A 16789-nucleotide genomic window follows, 5' to 3' on the forward strand; every position below is an offset into this window, starting at 1 on the left:
ATGGTTACCATAGTGAATATTCCACGTCTTCAACACCCGCTCACGGACAATAGAAGGGTACCCAATACGCAAAGTGCTATTTTATACCCTACTGGTCACGTGCACGTTTTCTGCTTGACGATACCGATGAAATCCGTCCGAAGCAGATATTTTCGATAAAATCAGTAAAAACAGCGGCCCAACCGCCTCAGTCCAAGAACCCGAGTCCCGTATCCTTCTCGTCGCGCTCTTCTTCGAGATGCTCGCGGAACTCCTCCAACGAAACGTCCTTTTTCTCGCGCTCCAGACGGTCGCGGACAGAAATCGTGCCAGCTTCCTCTTCGTCGCCACCGACGATTATCATGTAGGGAACGCGGTCGTCGTGGGCCTGCTGGATTTTGCGGCCGACCGTCCACGAGCGGTCTTCGACTTCGACGCGGAAGTCGCCGAGTTGGTTGGCGACGCGGTGGGCGTAGCCGAGGTTGTCGTCGCTGACGGGGAGGACGCGGACCTGTTCGGGCGAGAGCCAGAGCGGGAACTTGCCGTCGAAGTGCTCGATGAGCACCATGAAGAAGCGCTCGTAGCTACCGTACAGCGCGCGGTGGATCATGACCGGGCGCTCTTCTTCGTTGTCCTCGGTGACGTAGCTCAAATCGAAGCGCTCGGGCATGTTGAAGTCGAGTTGGACCGTCGGACCGTCCCAAACCCTACCAAGAGCGTCCTCGAAGCCGAAGTCGATTTTCGGGCCGTAGAACGCGCCGTCGCCCGCCTCGATGTCGTAGTCCATGCCGCTGGATTCGAGGACGGAGCGGAGTTGCTCTTCGGCGTGCTCCCATAACTCGTCGCTGCCGACGGACTTCTCGGGGCGGGTGGCGAGCGCGACTTCCACGTCCAAGTCGAACGTCTCGATGACCTCGAAGATGAGGTCCATGACCTGCCGAATCTCGCGCTCGATTTGGTCGGGGCGGACGAACAGGTGGCCGTCGTCGATGGTGAACGACCAAACACGGGAGAGGCCGGAGAGTTCGCCGCGCTGTTCCTTGCGGTACACCTTGCCGTTCTCGAAGTAGCGAATCGGCAGGTCGCGGTAACTCCAACTGTGCTGGTCGAAGATGGTCGCGTGACCGGGGCAGTTCATCGGCTTCAGGCCGTACTCCTCGTCGTTCACGTCGAGGAGGAACATGTCGTCCACGTAGTTGTCGTAGTGGCCCGACTTCTTCCAGAGTTCCGTGCGGAACAGGTGGGGCGTCTCCACCTCGTCGTAGCCCGCGCCGCGGTTGAGTTCGCCCGCGTAATCGGACAGTTCACGGAGAATCGTCTTTCCGTGGGGATGATACAGCGGCAGGCCCGGCCCCGTCGTCTCGTCGATGGAGAACAGGTCGAGTTCCCGGCCGAGTTTGCGGTGGTCGCGCTCTTCGGCCTCCTCCATGCGTTCGAGGTACTGTTCGAGGCCCTTCTCGGTCGGGAACGCCGTCCCGTACACGCGGGTCAGCATGTCGTTCTCCTCGTCCCCGCGCCAGTAGGCCGCGGAGGTTTCGAGGAGCGTGAAGCCGCCGATTTCGCCCGTCGAGGAGACGTGCGGTCCCTTACACAGGTCCGAGAACTCGCCCTGTTCGTAGAAGGAGATGCGGTCCTCGTCGGCCGCTTCGGTGTCGAGGATGTCCTGTTTGTACTCGTTGTCCTCGTACATGTCGAAGGCCGCTTCGCGCGATTTCTCGACGCGCTCGATGTCGAGGTCCTCCTCGATGATGTCGTGTGCCTCGTCCTCGATCTCCGCGAGGTTGTCGCTGTCGAGTTCGACGCCCGCGATGTCGTAGTAAAAGCCCTCGTCGGTCCACGGACCGATGGTGAGTTTCGCTTCGGGGTGGAGTCGCTTCAGCGCCTGTGCGAAGACGTGGGCCGCGGAGTGCCGGAGGACGCTCAGGTACTCGTCACTCTGGTCGGTGACGATGACGAGTCGGCAGTCCTCGGACAGCGGCGTCGCCTTGTCGACGAGTTCGCCGTCCACGACACCTGCCACCGTGTCCTTGCCTAATCCCGGGCCGATTTCGTACGCCACGTCCTCCACGGTCGCGCCTTCCTCCATGTCGAGTTCGGCGCCGTCCGGGAGCGTGACAACGATATCGCTCATGCGGTTTGGTACGCGCCACGCGGCAGATAAGTGTGTTGAGACGGCGCGAAGAACTACGGTGGACTGGAGTTCGAAATCCGACCCACCGGCGGGTTTACTATCTCGAAAAACGCTATCGATAGTCGGAAATGGAAATCGCTATCGTCCTCTTCGAGGGATTCGACGAGTTGGACGCCATCGGCCCGTACGAAGTGTTCGAGAACGCGAGCGACGCCGGTGCGGACCTCACGGTTTCGCTCTGCACGCTCGCGGAAACGGAGCGAATCACCGCGAGCCACGGCCTCCGCGTCGAACCGGACGCGACGCTGGACGAGCGCTCGCCCGACCTCGTCGTCGTTCCCGGTGGCGGGTGGAACGACCGGAGCGAAGCGGGTGCTCGCGCGGAAGCGGAACGTGGCGATCTTCCCGACGCACTGGCGACGCTCTACGACCGAGGGACGACCGTCGCGGCGGTCTGTACCGGTGGGATGGTGGTTTCCCGCTCCGGATTGCTCGACGGTCGGCCCGCGGTCACGCACGCCGATGCCCTCCCCGACCTCCGCGATTCTGCGGCACGGGTCGTGGACGCTCGCGTCGTGGACGATGGCGACATCCTCACTGCTGGCGGTGTCACGTCCGGTATCGACCTCGCGTTTCACCTCGTCGAGCGCGAGTTTGGAGCGGAAATAGCTCGAACGGTCGGCGAGGAGATGGAGTACGAACCGAGCGGCGACGTTCACACGAGCCGCGGTCGATGAGCGAAGGCGGGGGCGTTCGGCGGATACGCTGATGGTGACGTCGGTCGAACGAAGGATATGCGCAAATCACCGAAACCGAAGGACGTGGACAAACCGGTGTTCAACGTGGACGACCAGAAGGTCGGCATCGTCGCCGACGTTCGGGACGGAATCGCGTACGTGGACCCGCATCCCAGCCTCCTCGACGAGTACAAGATGCTCCTCGGGTGGAAAGACGAGGCGAAGGACATCTACCCGCTTCCGCACGACGCCATCCACGAGATAACGGACAAGGAGGTTCGGCTACGGACTCACGACACGGAACACGAGAAGAAGAAGTAACCGCGCCGGACGGCGGCACGCGCGGTGAAAACCCACAGTCTCAAGTCGTGTGGGTGTGTGCCATGACCATCGATGCGCGTCCAGACCCTCGGCGATGGAACGCCGGACCTCGCCGTCGTCGCCTGCCTGCACGGGAACGAGCGCTGTGGCAAAACAGCAATCGAGCGCGTGCTGGCGGAGAATCCCGCCTTCTCTCGGCCGGTTCGGTTCGTCCTCGCCAACGAGACGGCCATCGCGGAGGGCGTCAGGTTCATCGACGAGGACTTGAATCGCGCGTTTCCCGGCGACCCCGAGGGGGAAACCCACGAGTCCCGACTCGCGGCGGAACTCCTGCCCCGGATTCGAGACTGCGGCGTTCTCGACCTGCACTCGACGAGATCACATGCGGAGGCGTTCGCGCTCCTCTCGCGGATGAACGACCGGACGAAACGGTTGGCGCGGGCGACGGGCGTCGCGCGCGTCGTCGATATCAGCTACGTCGCCGGTGGCCTCATCGACCACGTGGACGGCGTGGCGGTCGAATGCGGTCTTCGGGGAACGGAGCGCGCCGAGCGAAACGCCGAGCGGGTCCTGCGAAACTTCCTCGGCGAAACCGGGGCGGTCGATACGCTCTCGGAAAGCGGGGACCCCGAGCTGTATCGAATCTTCGACGCCGTGGAGGGGGCCGATTACGAGTTCCTCGGCGAGAACTTCGTCCGCGTCGAGGAGGGCGAGGTGTTCGCCAGAAAGAGAGGAACCGAAGGGAAAGGAACCGAAGGAAACGAACTCCGCGCCGACCGTCCCTTTTATCCCGTTCTGATGTCCACCGACGGCTACGACGAGATGGTCGGCTTTCGGGCGGAGCGGGTCGGAACGCTGGAGCGTTGATGACCTACGATTTTCGAACGCCGGTGCCCGCGCGTCCCGTTTCGAGGTCGATGACGCCGTTCGGCATCGGGACGCCCTCGTACTCGTCCTCGGCGAGCAGGAGCGAGCCGTCCAAATCCGCGTAGTCGAGCAGGGGAACGAGGTGACACGCCGCCGCGATGCTGGCGTTGCTCTCGACCATGCACCCGAGCATGAGTTCCAAGCCGTGGGCGTTCGCGGCGTGAATCATCTGCATCGCCTCGCGGAGGCCGCCGCACTTCATCAGTTTCAGGTTGGCGATGTCGGCCTTGCCCGCAATTCTCGGGATGTCCTCCAGCGTGATGCAGGACTCGTCGGCCGCGATGGGGAGGGCGGCGCGTTCGCGGACGAAGGCCATTCCGTCCGGATTCTCGGCGGGGACGGGCTGTTCGACGAATTCCACGTCGAAGTCGGCGAGCGCGTCTATTTTCCGCACCGCCTCGCGCGGACTCCACGCCTGATTCGCGTCCACGCGAATCGTCGCGTCGGGGGCTTCGTCTCGAATCGCGCCGACGATTTCCTCGTCGCGGTCGGTGCCGACCTTCACCTTCAGGGTTCCGTATCCGGCCGCGACTGCCTCGCGCGTCTTTTCGCGCATCACGTTGGTCGGGTCGATGCCGATGGTGAACGAGGTTTCGAGCGTTTCGCGCCCGTCGAGTCCCCAGTAGCGATACAGCGGCAGTCCGGCGCGCTTCGCCACGAGGTCGTGCAGCGCGATGCTCACCGCACAGCGCGCCGCCGGGTTACGATTGACGGTTTCGCGCATCTCCCGTTCGATTCGGGCGAGCGCGTGGGGGTCGTCCACCCGTTCGACCACGGCGAGGAGGTCCGGCATGACGGCTTCGACCGTGGCCGCCGTCTCGCCGTAGTGTTCCGAGGGGGCGGCCCCGCCGATGCCGACGTTGCCGTCGTCGTCCTCGATTTTGACGACGACGTTCTCCGCGGCGGTCTGCGTCCCCCGCGAGATGGTGAAGGCGTGTTCGAGCGGGAGCGAGATGCGCTCAAACTCGGTCGAGAGACTCACAGAATCGCCTCCAACACGGCGTCGGCGTCGAACCGAACGAGGTCGGCCGCGGGCGCACCGAGCGCGGATTCGTACTCCGCGGTTGCCGCGCGGGCGTCCTCGTCGTCCGCGATGGCGGACGTGTTGATGGCTCCGGCGACGATTTCGGTTTCGTTCACCGGCCGGGCGAGTCCCTCGTAGAGCGAGACGTACTCCGAAATCGGGGGGAGGGAGACGGATTCGTAGCCGTGGATGACCTCCTTTCCGGCCTCGTGACAGAGGACGAGTTTGTCGGGCATGGACCCGTGGAGGATTCCGCACGTGACGGCAGAATAGGCCGGGTGGACGATGCTTCCCTGCCCTTCGACGAACAGGTAGTCGTACTCGTCGCCGCGCTCCAGGATCATCTCCTCGACGGCCCCCGCGGTGAAGTCGCTCACCACGCGGTCGATGGGGTTGCCCCATCCGTCTATCATGATACCCGTCTGGCCGGTCGGGACGAACCCGACGCTCTCGCCGCGGTCGCGGGCCGCCTGCACGAGTTCGAGCGTGGCGGTCATCTTCCCGACCGAGCAGTCCGTTCCGACGGTGAGGACGACTTCCGCATCCACCTCGTCGGCCACGCCTTGACTGACGGTGAGGTCGTCGCGGGGCTTTCGTACGTCCCAAATATCGCAGTCGTTCGCCTTGGCCAATCGGGCGAACTCCTCGTCGTCTTCGAGGAAGTAGTGCAGTCCCGAAATCACGTCACAACCGCGTTCGAGCGCGCTCTCCACGTCCGAGCGCCACGACTCGTCGAACCCGCCGCCGATGGGTGCGATGCCGATGACGAGCGCGTCCACGTCCCCAACGTCGTCCATTCCGGCGACTATCGGTGCGTCTTGGACGTCGGGTACGTGGTCGGTGACGCGCTCTCCGGGACGGTCGCGGTCGAGTACCGCCGCGACGTCGTAGTCAGCGTAGCGTAGAATCCCGACCGCCGTCTTCGCGCGACCGGGGAACTTTTCGTGCGCCAGTATCGCAACCTGCATGCGTGTGCGGTGGTGGCACGGTGGCTTAAACCCGTCTCTCGCGGTAACGTAGTAATCGCATCCGGTTGTCGGGGTTCGAGGATGTCGATTCCGCCCCGAGGCGAAGGTTTTTGTCCGTGCTTTCGATAGCCTTTGCATGGTCACAGTGCGGGCACCGGCTACGAGTGCCAATCTGGGGTGTGGGTTCGACGTGTTCGGATTGGCATTGGAACGTCCCGCCGACATCGTTCGGGTCGAACGAGCGGAGGAGACGACGATAGAGGTGACGGGCGTCGGGGAACAGTATATCCCGACTGAACCGCCGAAGAACACGGCGGGCGTCGTCGCCGAGGAGCTCGGAACGCCCGCACACATTCGGATCAACAAGGGAGTTCGACCGTCGTCGGGACTCGGGTCGTCCGCCGCCAGCGCGGCCGCCGCGGCCGTCGCCCTGAACGAACTCTACGACTGCGGGCTCACGCGACGCGAACTCGTCCGCGTCGCGGCGGAGGGCGAGGCCGCCGTCTCGGGCGAAGCCCACGCGGACAACGTTGCGCCGTCGATTCTCGGCGGGTTCACGATGGTCACCGACGACACCATCACGCACGTCGAGGCGTCGATTCCGGTCGTCGCCTGCCTGCCGGAAATCGTCGTCTCGACGCGGGACGCGAGGCGCGTCGTTCCTCAGTCGGTGGACATCGACGAACTGGTCGATACCGTCGGGAACGCCGCGACGCTCACCGCGGGGATGTTCCGCGACGACCCGAAACTCGTCGGAACGGGGCTCGAAGACGGCTCTGTCACCGGGTCGCGGACGTCGCTCATCGACGGCTTCGACGCGGTGCGAACCGCCGCGCTCGACGCCGGTGCGACGGGCGTCGCGGTCAGCGGGGCCGGTCCGAGCGTTCTCGCCGTCTGTCACGACGACGGGCAGAGCGCGGTTGCGAGCGCGATGTTGGACGCGTTCTCCGACGCCGACGTGGAGGCGCGCGCCTATCCGACCGCCGTCGGGGGCGGAGCGACGATAGAACGTCGGTGAGTCAGCGGGTTGGCGGGTCGGTGGAGTTGAGGAAAGCGGAACACCCACGGTTTCTCGTGAAAATGGTTCTCGTATGATGAGTCGTGACCGCTGTCCCGACTGCGACGTCTCGCTCGAACCGGTCAAGTTCGGCATGAACGACGCGTGGAAACCGTACGTGAAAACGAGCGAACGTCGAGAGGGACTTCTCGGCTCGCTCGGGATGAACGAGCGAAAGGAGGTCGAAACGGGCATGTGTCCCGAATGCGGCCGCCTGCTGTTCCACGCGAAGCTGGACTGAGACGAGTCACACTCGAAACAGCCGCGTCGTCCAGAACTCGTAGAAGGCGTCGTCGAGCGCTTCCCTCGGTTTGCCGGTCGCGTCCACCGGTTTGGTCGCCAGGGCATCGTCGCGGAACTCCGAGAGGAGCGTTCGCTGGCCGACGACGTACAGGCGCTCCGCGTCGCGGGCGTCTATCTCCTCCCGACAGCGCTCCAGATGGTCGGCAATCTGTTCGTCCCGAATCCGCTCGAATCGGGCCTGTGAGAACCCGCCCTTCGAGTGGTCCCCCTTCACGTCGCTTTCGAATCCCGCGACCGACAGGCGGTCCCGGCCGTCGTACTCGGCGATTGCGAACAGGTCGGAGCGGACGAGCGCGAACGCGAATCGACCCTCCGGCCGGAACCACGACGACTCGAACGCGAAGCCATCGCTCCACGAGACGAACGGTTCCGGAGGATTCGGGGAGACGAGCGCCGCGCTGACGAGTCCCGCGTCGTCGGTCACGGCCAGACACGGCGCGGCGCGAGCGACGAGCGACCCGTGGTCCCCGAACGCCTCGGCCGCCGCTTCGGGAAGGTCGTCGTTTACCATCGCGGTCAACGCCCCTTCCGGTCCCGTCTCGAAGCTGTCGAGTCGGGCCAACACGTCGTCCACCCGTTCTCCGTGAAGCGTTTCGGTGCCGCGGAACTCGACCGACTCCTCGTCGCTTTGCAGTCGTTCCACTCGGTCTTCGAGTTCGACGATGCGGTTTTCGAGGCGGTTGACCCGCTCTTCTGCGTTCTGGCGTTCGGTGACGGCTTCCGCCCGTCGTTCCTGTTCGGCTTCCAACTGCCGTTCGAGATGGTGCTTGTCGTCTTCGAGGTCGTCGATTCGCTCTTTCAGCTCCGCGCGCCCGAGCAACTCGTCCAGCATCGACTCGAAGGGTGCGTTCCGGGGTCTTGTAGTTTGGTGTACAATCGGGATTCGCGTCGCACTCAGAGTTCGTATCGATACGGCGAGGACCGAATCACGGTCACGTCGCCCGCCTGTGCCCGTCGCCCGAGGACGGTGGCGATTTCGTGTGTACTCTCGAACTCCTCGTGGGCGTCGCTCTCGTCGAGGAGGCAAAGGATTTCCCGCGCCGTCAACGGTTCACCGGTTCCGTGTTCGGTCACGACGTCCCGAATCCGTTCGAACGCACTCCCCCGAAGTGGCATGGTCGTCATATCGGCCATTAGGTACTTAAATTTCAGTCAGACAACCACCCCGGTCGGAGCGTCCCCGCTCACGCCGGTCGGTCGTGCGGCCCGGAGAAATCGCGTTCTTTCCGATACTGTTCGACGAAGGTCGGCACGTCGAAGTTCAGCATGTCCGCTTCGAACTGACTCATCGCCTCGTCGTCTTCGGCGTGGCTGACGGCGTGTTCCATCAGTTCGACGATGAGTTCGACGACGACCTCGTGAAGACGACGCGAGTCGAAATCTGTCACCCAGACCATCGCGTAGCCGAGGTCGGGGTTTTCCGCCACGTCCTCGCTTGCGACCTCCTCGGGGAACTCCTCCATGACGACGCCCATGATGTGGAGCGTGCCGAATTCGACGTTTTCGTCGGTCGTATCGATGGTTTCGCGGAGGATGTCCACGAGGAACTCGGGGACGAACCGTGACGGCGGATGAACGTCCATGACGACCGCATGCGATTCCCCACAGTCACAGTCGTACTCGCGCATCCCCATGTCGAGCTTTCCGGTCGCCACCGACTCGCCACAGGGGAGGTCGAGCGTCGCACCGTCTCCTCCCGGTACGCGCGGTTCTGCCATACGCTCCGTTCGTCCCTGACGAGTTTAAAGAACGTGATTGGTCGCCGCCAGAGCCGATTCGTTCGCCCGACACGTACCGCGACCGTACAGATAGTTCTCAATAGTTCTCCCCCGTTCCAGCCCCGGATACATACCCCTCTTAGCGAGCTATTTGATGGCGGAAAAAATACTAACCGCTATGGCACAGGCCAGCGGGGTTCCCGACCGACTGCGCCCGATAGACGAACGAATCCTCCGACTGCTCGACGCGGAGGGGATACAGGTTCGAATCGACATCGAACGACGACTGTCGCTGTCCAACTGCGTCACCGCGACTCGCTGTCGTTCCCTCGCCGAGCGCGACCTCGTTCGGAACTCGAACTGGTGCTGTTATCAGATAACCGAGGAAGGAAGACGACGGTTGCGGGCGGACCACTAACCGAGTAGCGGTTCTTCGACGGCTACGGCCAGTCGTCGCGCACGTCCTCTTCGTTCGCCGCGTCGTCCTCGTCGGCGTCCGACGCGAGGTCCCATTCGGCCGCTTCGGCGGCGTCCTCGACGTGGAGGAACTCCCAGTCGTGCTCCTCGGCGAGTTCGCGGTCCTCGTCGGTCACGCCGACGAAGACGTGGCGGTCTGTGTCGAACTGCGATTTCACGCTGTCGAGGCTCTCGGCGCGTCCTTTCGGGCCGGAGAAGAAGTCCTGTCGGATGCGGTTCTTTCGGGTAAAATTCGTCACCACGTAGGTCGGTTGGTCGGAGATAACGCCGACGTACCGCGTCCAGCGCCGGGCGTCTTCGAACACCGCTCCGGGACTCGCCAACGCTTTGAGCGCGGACAACTCGAACGCCAGCGTCATCTCGCCGCTTCCGCTCATGCTCATGTCCCTACATCCCGTCCTGCGGGAGAAAACGGCTTCGGTTGCTCGTTCGCCCGGTCAGGGCACGTCGATTCGGTAGTAGTCGTCGAACACCACGAGGGCGTCGGTCGTGAACTCGTCCGCCACCGCTTCGGTCATCCCCACGACTCGCTCGCGGCCGTCGATTTCCGCGAACACCTGTTGGGTCGCCTCCGAGAGTTCGTCGAAGTGGTACACCCGAACGCCCGCCGGGACGGTTTCGGTTCGGGTGATGGTAAACGCCGTCTCTCCGGTCGATGCGGACCCGAGACTACTCGTGCTGTTCGAAGCCATTGATACATGTTACCAATTATCTCACCGACTCTTAAACCTTGTGGCAACTATATCGAAAAAACGTGATGGTTATTTCGCTACGCGAGTAGCACCCGGAAATAACCGGTGTACTTCACGAATTCGCCGTCACTGAACTGTCCCGCTGTCTCCCAGTCGATGAGCTGTTCGCCGCGTTCGACGACGCTCGGGAAGTGTCCTTTCGCGTCGTATTCGAGTTCGTCGTAGTGTCGAACGCGCGCGTCGTTCGGAATCGAATCCACGGGTTCGACGGCTATCTTGGGTTTCACGAATTCTCCCGACCGAGCATGGTCAATGATACCAACTGACGTGGTGGTACTTAAATCTTCACGTCGTGACAACTATTGATTTTGCCCACGCCGCACGACAAAAATACAACTCGGAACCGCTCCGCACTACGGCCTTACTGTTCCTGCTGGGGTGCGAGTTTGTCCGGGTCGAAATCCTTCTCGAGGAGGACTTCCTTCTGGTCGGCACACTCGACCTCGTTGCGAATGAGGTCCTTGTACTTGCCCTGCGGGGCGATATCGCCGATGAGGACGCCGCCGATGAGTTTTCCGTTCTTGAACGAGAGGCGACGCCATTCGGTTTCGCTGTACTTCTCCTCGCACTCGTCGTCGCCCATCGTCGGGAAGCCGAAGGAGAGGAACGGGAAGTCGAAGTGAGTGATGGAGTACGACGAAACCCAGCGGAACTCCTCTTCCTCGTCGTCCGCGACCATGTTCTTCGCGGCGATGACGCCCTGCTGTTTCGCGCTGCCCCACGACCCGTTCTGGGCGTACTCGTCCAGAATCACGTCGTAGAAGCGCGTGATGTCACCCGCGGCGTAGATGTCGTTCACGTTCGTCTGCATGTACTGGTCAACGACGACGCCGTTGTCCGTCTCGACGCCGCTACCTTGCAGGTACTCCGTGTTGAAGTTGAGACCGATGGCGATGCCGACGAAATCGCTCTCGTACTCGTTGTCGTCCGCGTCGACGGTGGCGACGACGTTGCCGTCGTCGTCCGTCTTGAAGCCGTTGACGCCGCTTTCGAGGACGGGTTCGACGCCCTTCTCTTCGAGCGCGTCGTGAATGATCTCCGCGCCGTCGAGGCTCAGACCGTAGCGCCACCAGCGGTTGCCGCGCATGATGTACTTGGCTTCGACGTCCTGTGCGGCACAGATGGCGGCGAGGTCGATGCCGAGAAGACCCGCACCGACGACGGTTCCGGTGTCCGCCGCTTCCGCGTGTTCGGCGATGCGCCGGGCGTCCTGAAACGTCCAGAAGTGGTGGATTCCGTCGGCGTCGCTGTTGTCAACCGGAAGTTGGGTCGGCGTCCCGCCCGTGGCGACGAGGAGCTTGTCGTATGTGTACGTCCCGCTCGCGTGGGTGTGGACCTCGTGTGCGTCCGGGTCGATGTCGGTGACGAACGTGTTCAGTTCGAGGTCGATGTCGCGTTCGTCGTACCATTCCGGTTCGTGAATGGAGATAGGCGCTTCGGGGAGTTTGCCTTTGGCGAACTCCTTGATGAGAATACGATTGTACAGTGCTTCGCCCTCATCCGTGATGACGGCGATGTCGGCGTCGGGTTTTTCCTCGCGGATGGTTTCGGCCGCGGAACTGCCCGCGATGCCATCCCCGATGATCACGTACGATTCGCTCATGTCTGAGACGTTCTTCGTCGGGGTTAAAGTGGATTGCTATCTCGATATCGCTGTCAAACGCCAACACACGCCTGAGTCGGGACGTTGAAGACCGTCGCGTCCCAAACACGGGTATGAAAATCCGTCAGAACGCGCGCCACTTCGCGTCGAGAAAAGCACTCGAACTGCCCGTCGTCAGCGACGTGGTGAAGTCGAAACTGGTGGACATGCACACGGGAATTTTCCTCAAAAAAGCCGACGAGGGACGTCGGGAGGAACGCAAGGAACGACTCGACGCCTTCTTCGACGCGACGATGGATTCGTACCTCGCGGCCCTACAGGCCGGTGCGCCGGAGGCGGAAGCCCGCGAAATCACGCACATCCAGTCGAACTTCGACTTCTACAACCACGGCTGGACGGAGATGATGGAGTTCCCGAGCGACGAACTCGAAGAACACTACGAGCGCTACGAGACGTTCTTCGCCGAGCACGACATCACCATCGCCGACCCGCTTGGCGAGTTCGCCCCCGACGAGATGCCCGACGCGCCGTCCACGCCCGAAAAGCTGGACGACCCGGAACATCCGTTCGCGGAAGGCGGCTTCGCCGACGACGTGTACGTCCAAGGCGACGACGGTGAAATCCGAGTCGGTGGCCAGGACGACCCCGAGAACGTGGACATCTCGGATGCGGTCGGCGTGGACGAAGGCGAAGCCTGAATCCGTCCACCTACTCCTCCGCTTCGCCCGAGCGAATCGTCAACACAGGAACGTCCGCCCGCCTGAGGACTTTCTCCGTGACGCTCCGACGAAGCGGATAGCGAATGCCGCCTCGTCCGTGCGTTCCCATCACGATGCAGTCGATGTCCTGATCGTCCGCGTACCGTAAAATCGCGCGGTGCGGTTTTCCTTCGGCAATGGACCCCGCCGCCGTTCTGATCCCCTTCTCGCGCGCCCGGTCGAGCAACTCCTCTACCTGCCGCTTCGACTCCGAGCCGAACTTCTCGTACATCGACGTGCGTTTTTCCCCGTCTTCCCCACTGCTCGCACCCACGACGGAAAGCGTGTAGAGGGCGGCGTCGTACGTCTCCGCGACGTCGAGCGCGTACGGAATCGCGTTTTGCGCCGCCGTGCTGCCGTCGATGGGAACGAGGATTCGGTCGAACATGATAGCTCATCCACGCTCCGGCCGTCAATAGAAGTAGCGTCGAGTTCCGACCCCAGACCGACGAACCAAACCCCGTCACTCCACCGGGTCGATTCCCTCCGCGGCCTCGGCGGACTCGGTTTCCTTTTCGGTTTCGCCGCGCCAGCGGTCTATCTCCTCGTCGTACCGCTTCAGCCGGTCGCTGACGCGGGTCTTGAGGTCGTCGTCATTGACGTTCACCTCGAAGGTGTATCGGTTTCCGCCCCGGCCGCGTTCGACGTTCGCGCTCACCAGTTCGTTGTCGAAGTAGGCTGGCGACACCTGCGTCATGACGTGTTTGTAGACCGTCTCCTCGACGGTTCGAAGCGCCTTCCGTCCCGCCGTGTCTGCCGCCCGAGTCGCGTACTCGATGGTGTCTTTCCCTTCCTCCAACGCATCGTCGATGTCGCCCTCAGCGAGTTCGGACACCGTGTCTTCGAGTTCTTCGCGCGCCGTTCCCGCGTCTTCCGTGGACGACTTCCCCGCCTTCTCTCCCTCCCCACGCGCCGCACTCGCCTGCTTCGCCGTCTTCTCGTTCACGTCCTCCCTGAGTCGCTCGCCCGCTTTCGGCCGCCACTTGTTCCACTCGTCGAAGTCGTGACCCTCGATTCCCTCCTCGTCGAGCGCTTTCGTGATTCGCTCGCCGTGTTCGACGATGGCCACCCAGTCCCCAGTCTCCTTGAAGCCAGCAATACTCTCCTCCATACTTCGAGGTACGCCAGCGACGGCTATCTACGTTTTCGACGGGTTCTTGCCGGTTCGAGGTTGAGATAACGCTTCTCGACGAATCGTTAGCCTCGATACGTCGGACTATAGCATTCCGACCCCGAGGACCGCACCGTAGGCGAGCGCGAACGAGAGGAGAAACGAGACGAGCCACCCGATGACGGTGTAGGACATCTTTCGCTTGCTGATGCGTCCGCCTCCTGCGGCGTAGCCGCTGCCGATGATGGCGCTGACGACGATTTCGTTGAACGAGACGGGGATGCCGAACAGCACCGCGGTCTGTGCGATGGCGAACGCTGGGATGAGCGCGGCGGTGGCCCGCCGCGGTCCGAGCGAGGAGAAGTCCCGCGCGAGGGCTTTTATCATCCGCGGCGCGCCCATCCACGCGCCGAACATCACCCCGAGACCGCCGAACAGCAACACGACGGCGAGCGAGAGTCCGATGGGTATAACCATCGGCGCGAGCGGTCCCACGGCGAGTCCGACCTGACTGCCACCCGCCGAAAAGGAGACGAGCGCGCCGATACCGAACAGGAGGTGTCGTTGCCCCGCCTTCACGTCGGCGCGAACGTCCAGCAGGAGCAGACCGCCGATGACGAGCGCGACGAACAGGGTCGCTACGGCGACGCCGGTGAACTCCGGGAGCGGCAAACGCTTCGCGGCTACTGCCGCAATCGACGCGCCGCCCGACTCCGGAGCGAGGACGGTGAACGGCGAGTTCGCGATGACGAGTCCCACGATGGCCCCGAACAGGGGAATCGAATACTCGTCGGGCACGTCGTCGCGGCGAATCAACCGAGCGAGGAAGTACGCGATGCCGCCGCAGAACAACGGCGTCAGTATCCACAGCAGGAGAATTTGCTGGTACTTCGCGTAGGCGGGCGTCCCGCCGAGCGCCAGACCGACGCCGATGACCGCGCCCGTCGCCGTGAACGCCGTCGCCAGCGGGTACCCCGTGAATATCCCGACGGCGACGAGTCCGGCGGCGACGAGGAGCGCGATGACGGCCGCAATCGGGGTGAGCGTCACGCCGTCGATGAGTCCGGCGGAAATCGCTTCCGTGACGTTCGCGCCCTGTAAAACCGCTCCCAGTATCCCGAACAGACCGGTGAAGAAGGCCGCCCGCATGACCGTCGTGGTTCGAGCGCCGACGCCCGGTGCGTACGGTGTCCATCCGGCACCGACCGTCCACGCCATGAAGAAACTCGCCACCGCGCCGATACCCACGACCGCCAACTGCGCTGTCCCCACCATGCAGACTACCGGCGACGAACTGGCAAGACCCTACCCGTAGCGTATTCCGGGGGGTTATTACCGGTACTACTCGTCGCCCGGACTGACGACCACTTTCTTCCCGGAAATTCGGTCGGCGCACTCGTAGCCCGCGACGATGCCGCCGTTCAGACTGCGCTCGGGATACTGGGCCTTGCTCGCCATTCCGGCGTAGTAGATGCCGTCCGCGATGTCGTCGCCGAGGTCGTAGGGGACGACCATATCGAGGTAGCCGCGCTCGTACACCGGCGCGGCGCGCGGGTTGCGCGCGAGGCGGAAGTTCGTCACCGACGAGCGGTCCCACTCGGGGAACATCTCCTCGATGTGGCTCAGCCACAGGTCCTCGACCTCGTCGTCGTCCAACTGCCACAGGTCCTCCTCGTAGTCCTGAATGTAGCTTGCGACGTAGAGCAGGTGGTCGCCGCCGTACTGCTCCGGCGGGATGTAGTTCGTGTGTTCGACGAGCGCGCCGAACGGCGCGTCGTGGCCGATGTTGAGCCAGTAGGTGTCGGTCAGCGGTTCGTCCATCGTCACGAGCGCACAGACCGCCCCTTGGAAGTCGATGTCGCACTCGTAGCCGGTCAGGTCTTCGAGGACGTTCGGCATCGCCGCGACGACGACGCTCTCCACGTCGTGCGTTTCGGTCGCGGTGCCGCCGTCGGCGGCCGCGATTTCGGCGCTTTCGGTCGCGTCCGTCGTCAGCGAGGTGACGTCGCCGCCCTCCGTTTCGAGGTCGGTGACGTACACGCCGGTCGTGATGTTCTCGCGGCCGACCGCTTCGACGAGCGCGTCGATGAGTCGTCCGAACCCGCCGCGGAGGTAGCCGAGCGGTTCGCCGCGAAGGAGATCACGCTCGCCGCGGAACTTGATGCGCCCGAGGAACCACGCCGCGCTCACGTCCTCCTTGCGGTCGCCGAACTTGCCGTCGAGGAGCGGTTCCACGAAGTCCTCGTAGACGCCGCGCGAGGTGTGGTCCACGACGAACTCCTTTATCGGCACGTCCTCGTAATCCTCCAGTCGCTCGTAGCTGTCGAACTTCGGAATCCCGCCGCGGACGTCGATGTCGAGCGTCAGCATCCCGAGGCGGAACTTGTCGTAGAGCGAGAGGTGCGGGTACGCCAGAATCTCCCACGGCTTGTCCATCGGGTGGACCACGCCGTCCATGTAGTAGGCGTTCTTGCCGATGGGCCAGTCCAAGTCGTCGTCCAGTCCGAGTTCCTCGATGAGGTCGATGATGGTCTGTTCGGACGCGGAGAGGTGGTGGTAGAACTTCTCGATGCGGTCCCCGTTCGTCTCGTAGGTCGCGGCGAGTCCCCCGAGGTCGTCGCTCGCTTCGAATACTTGCACGTCGTAGCCGTGCTGTTGGAGGCGGTAGGCGGCGGCCAATCCGGCGATTCCCCCGCCGACGATACCTATCATAAAAGACGGATTCGTTGTCGCATGGAATACGTCTTACGACCCCGCAATCCGGGAGGTTCGTTTTTCGGACGGGTCTCTAACGAGGGAATTCCGTGCATGAACGCTGAAGAAGGACCGCCGTGGACGCGTTCCCTCCCGCTGTTATCCCGGCGTTCGAACGCCTCCCGAACACCCGTACTGATACACAACGTATTTGGTACTGTCACATCGA

General features: G+C 63.2%; 21 protein-coding genes. 7 read left to right on the plus strand and 14 right to left on the minus strand.

The features are described 5' to 3' along the window. Positions 1–187: 187 nt before the first annotated feature. A complete protein-coding gene (gene thrS, locus V5735_RS13960) occupies positions 188–2110 on the minus strand; it encodes a threonine--tRNA ligase (RefSeq protein WP_423744069.1) in 1923 nt (640 codons plus the stop codon). A 128-nt stretch (positions 2111–2238) separates the two neighbouring features. On the opposite strand from thrS, the gene V5735_RS13965 reads away from it, so the two are divergent. The 3 genes from V5735_RS13965 to V5735_RS13975 all read left to right on the plus strand — a co-directional run bounded on the left by V5735_RS13965 (position 2239) and on the right by V5735_RS13975 (position 4035). Then, positions 2239–2847: a DJ-1/PfpI family protein gene (locus V5735_RS13965; RefSeq protein WP_423744070.1), complete on the plus strand. Its 609-nt coding sequence runs from the start codon at positions 2239–2241 to the stop codon at positions 2845–2847. 57 nt (positions 2848–2904) lie between these two features. Beyond that, positions 2905–3168 carry a PRC-barrel domain containing protein gene (locus V5735_RS13970; protein ID WP_423744071.1) on the plus strand — a complete coding sequence of 88 codons (264 nt, stop codon included), beginning with the start codon at positions 2905–2907 and terminating at the stop codon, positions 3166–3168. 72 nt (positions 3169–3240) lie between these two features. After that, on the plus strand, positions 3241–4035 hold the full coding sequence (locus tag V5735_RS13975; protein WP_423744072.1) for a succinylglutamate desuccinylase: 795 nt from the start codon (positions 3241–3243) through the stop codon (positions 4033–4035). A 4-nt stretch (positions 4036–4039) separates the two neighbouring features. On the opposite strand, the gene V5735_RS13980 is transcribed toward V5735_RS13975, so the two are convergent. Continuing rightward, the gene (locus V5735_RS13980) at positions 4040–5077 is read right to left on the minus strand and encodes a dipeptide epimerase (protein ID WP_423744073.1); all 1038 of its coding nucleotides are present in this window, start codon (positions 5075–5077) and stop codon (positions 4040–4042) included. Continuing rightward, on the minus strand, positions 5074–6087 hold the full coding sequence (locus V5735_RS13985; protein WP_423744074.1) for a DUF1611 domain-containing protein: 1014 nt from the start codon (positions 6085–6087) through the stop codon (positions 5074–5076). Before V5735_RS13985 ends, V5735_RS13980 begins: the two co-directional genes overlap by 4 nt. 136 nt (positions 6088–6223) lie before the next feature. On the opposite strand from V5735_RS13985, the gene V5735_RS13990 reads away from it, so the two are divergent. Together V5735_RS13990 and V5735_RS13995 are read left to right on the plus strand one after the other, a co-directional pair. Continuing rightward, entirely contained in the window at positions 6224–7105 is an 882-nt protein-coding gene (locus V5735_RS13990) for a homoserine kinase (RefSeq protein ID WP_423744075.1), read from the plus strand. A gap of 73 nt (positions 7106–7178) precedes the next feature. Then, on the plus strand, positions 7179–7385 hold the full coding sequence (locus V5735_RS13995; RefSeq protein WP_007976994.1) for a hypothetical protein: 207 nt from the start codon (positions 7179–7181) through the stop codon (positions 7383–7385). A 6-nt stretch (positions 7386–7391) separates the two neighbouring features. Here V5735_RS13995 and V5735_RS14000 read toward each other — a convergent pair whose 3' ends face one another. The 3 genes from V5735_RS14000 to V5735_RS14010 all read right to left on the minus strand — a co-directional run bounded on the left by V5735_RS14000 (position 7392) and on the right by V5735_RS14010 (position 9165). Then, positions 7392–8279, minus strand: coding sequence for a Vms1/Ankzf1 family peptidyl-tRNA hydrolase (locus V5735_RS14000; RefSeq protein WP_423744076.1), 888 nt, complete (start codon positions 8277–8279; stop codon positions 7392–7394). Between the two features lie 62 nt (positions 8280–8341). Further along, positions 8342–8572, minus strand: a complete 231-nt coding sequence (locus V5735_RS14005; protein WP_007976996.1) for a hypothetical protein — start codon at positions 8570–8572, stop codon at positions 8342–8344. Positions 8573–8631: 59 nt separating this feature from the next. Then, entirely contained in the window at positions 8632–9165 is a 534-nt protein-coding gene (locus tag V5735_RS14010) for a DUF5815 family protein (protein ID WP_007976997.1), read from the minus strand. 178 nt (positions 9166–9343) lie between these two features. Between V5735_RS14010 and V5735_RS14015 the strand changes: the two genes are divergently transcribed. After that, positions 9344–9583 carry a hypothetical protein gene (locus V5735_RS14015; RefSeq protein ID WP_423744077.1) on the plus strand — a complete coding sequence of 80 codons (240 nt, stop codon included), beginning with the start codon at positions 9344–9346 and terminating at the stop codon, positions 9581–9583. Between the two features lie 22 nt (positions 9584–9605). Here the strand turns inward: V5735_RS14015 and V5735_RS14020 are convergent, their stop codons facing one another. From V5735_RS14020 to V5735_RS14035, 4 genes are all read right to left on the minus strand, one after another. Then, positions 9606–10019, minus strand: a complete 414-nt coding sequence (locus V5735_RS14020) for a DUF7124 domain-containing protein (RefSeq protein ID WP_423746033.1) — start codon at positions 10017–10019, stop codon at positions 9606–9608. Between the two features lie 60 nt (positions 10020–10079). Beyond that, positions 10080–10334 (minus strand): hypothetical protein, encoded by a 255-nt coding sequence (locus V5735_RS14025; RefSeq protein ID WP_423744078.1) that lies wholly within the window; start codon positions 10332–10334, stop codon positions 10080–10082. A gap of 77 nt (positions 10335–10411) precedes the next feature. Then, positions 10412–10621, minus strand: a complete 210-nt coding sequence (locus V5735_RS14030) for a hypothetical protein (protein WP_007977006.1) — start codon at positions 10619–10621, stop codon at positions 10412–10414. Positions 10622–10755: 134 nt separating this feature from the next. After that, positions 10756–11997, minus strand: coding sequence for an NAD(P)/FAD-dependent oxidoreductase (locus tag V5735_RS14035; protein WP_423744079.1), 1242 nt, complete (start codon positions 11995–11997; stop codon positions 10756–10758). A 113-nt stretch (positions 11998–12110) separates the two neighbouring features. On the opposite strand from V5735_RS14035, the gene V5735_RS14040 reads away from it, so the two are divergent. Next, complete coding sequence (locus V5735_RS14040) at positions 12111–12695, plus strand: DUF6149 family protein (protein WP_069450905.1); 585 nt, start codon at positions 12111–12113, stop codon at positions 12693–12695. 10 nt (positions 12696–12705) lie between these two features. On the opposite strand, the gene V5735_RS14045 is transcribed toward V5735_RS14040, so the two are convergent. The 4 genes from V5735_RS14045 to V5735_RS14060 form a co-directional block, all read right to left on the minus strand. Next, positions 12706–13143, minus strand: coding sequence for a universal stress protein (locus V5735_RS14045; protein ID WP_423744080.1), 438 nt, complete (start codon positions 13141–13143; stop codon positions 12706–12708). A 75-nt stretch (positions 13144–13218) separates the two neighbouring features. Next, the gene (locus V5735_RS14050) at positions 13219–13866 is read right to left on the minus strand and encodes a DUF5828 family protein (protein ID WP_423744081.1); all 648 of its coding nucleotides are present in this window, start codon (positions 13864–13866) and stop codon (positions 13219–13221) included. A gap of 105 nt (positions 13867–13971) precedes the next feature. Next, positions 13972–15141 carry an anion permease gene (locus V5735_RS14055; RefSeq protein WP_423744082.1) on the minus strand — a complete coding sequence of 390 codons (1170 nt, stop codon included), beginning with the start codon at positions 15139–15141 and terminating at the stop codon, positions 13972–13974. A 66-nt stretch (positions 15142–15207) separates the two neighbouring features. After that, on the minus strand, positions 15208–16578 hold the full coding sequence (locus tag V5735_RS14060; RefSeq protein WP_423744083.1) for an NAD(P)/FAD-dependent oxidoreductase: 1371 nt from the start codon (positions 16576–16578) through the stop codon (positions 15208–15210). Between the last annotated feature and the right edge of the window lie 211 nt (positions 16579–16789).

It is taken from the genome of Haladaptatus sp. SPP-AMP-3 (assembly GCF_049568665.1).
Taxonomy (GTDB): Archaea; Halobacteriota; Halobacteria; order Halobacteriales; family Haladaptataceae; genus Haladaptatus; species Haladaptatus paucihalophilus.